We start from the raw sequence: 820 nt of genomic DNA on the forward strand, positions 1-820 counted from the left end.
CGCAACCGGCACAACACACGACCTGCCGCGTGACGTTGACAGAGGATGTCTCATTCGTCGTGCCGACCCGTGGCGCAACCACCACTGACGGCTGCTCGAACCCGGGACGCGGGTACCGCAAATCCACGACCGAGGTTAGCTGACCGGGTTGATCGGCGGGCCGGAATGCTCGTAACGACCCCTTCACGGCTGAGGCCAGCAAACAAATTCCCAAGTCGACCGCACCGGCGATCGCGATACGCTTTTTGCGGTCAGCGCGGCGTGAAGACCCGAAAACGCCCGACCTTTCGCGATACACATCGCGATACCGAACCGCGATACAGAACTGCTTGTGCGGACTCGGCGCCGGACCGGTGGCTCATTCTCGTAAAAACTAGCTTCACCACAGTGTTTTTGAAACACCCACGAGGCCCGCGCGGCGATACAGGGGTTGATCCAGCAGAGGCGGTGCAGCAGGCGATACAACAGGCGATACGGACTGTGATACGGATTTTCGGTCTTGGCGATACAGCGAACGATACAGAAAATGTTTCCGCGAGCATCCAGCAAACACCGTGACCATAGTCAACCGTGGTCGTGGTCGCGGTTGGTTACCGCGTGGTAGACGTCGAGGTCAGCCGAACCACGACGGGGCCGGCGAGACAACGTGCCACAGATCCCGCAGCGATCCCGCAGAACGGAGCCAAATCTCACGAAATGCCTGGACAACCCTCGGCCTCTAGCTGCCCTAATCAGCTCCTGAGCTGGAATAACCAGTTTCCGACACTCGTTCGCATCGAGTAGGTCAGGGGTTCGAATCCCCTTAGCTCCACCGAGTTTG

At 59.4% G+C, this 820-nt stretch carries 1 tRNA gene; it reads left to right on the plus strand.

The features are described from left to right. Positions 1 to 740: 740 nt before the first annotated feature. Positions 741 to 811: transfer RNA gene (locus tag F6Q13_RS18240), tRNA-OTHER, on the plus strand. The last annotated feature ends 9 nt before the right edge of the window (positions 812 to 820 follow it).

It is taken from the genome of Mycobacterium sp. (assembly GCF_008709575.1).
Classification (GTDB): Bacteria; Actinomycetota; Actinomycetes; order Mycobacteriales; family Mycobacteriaceae; genus Mycobacterium.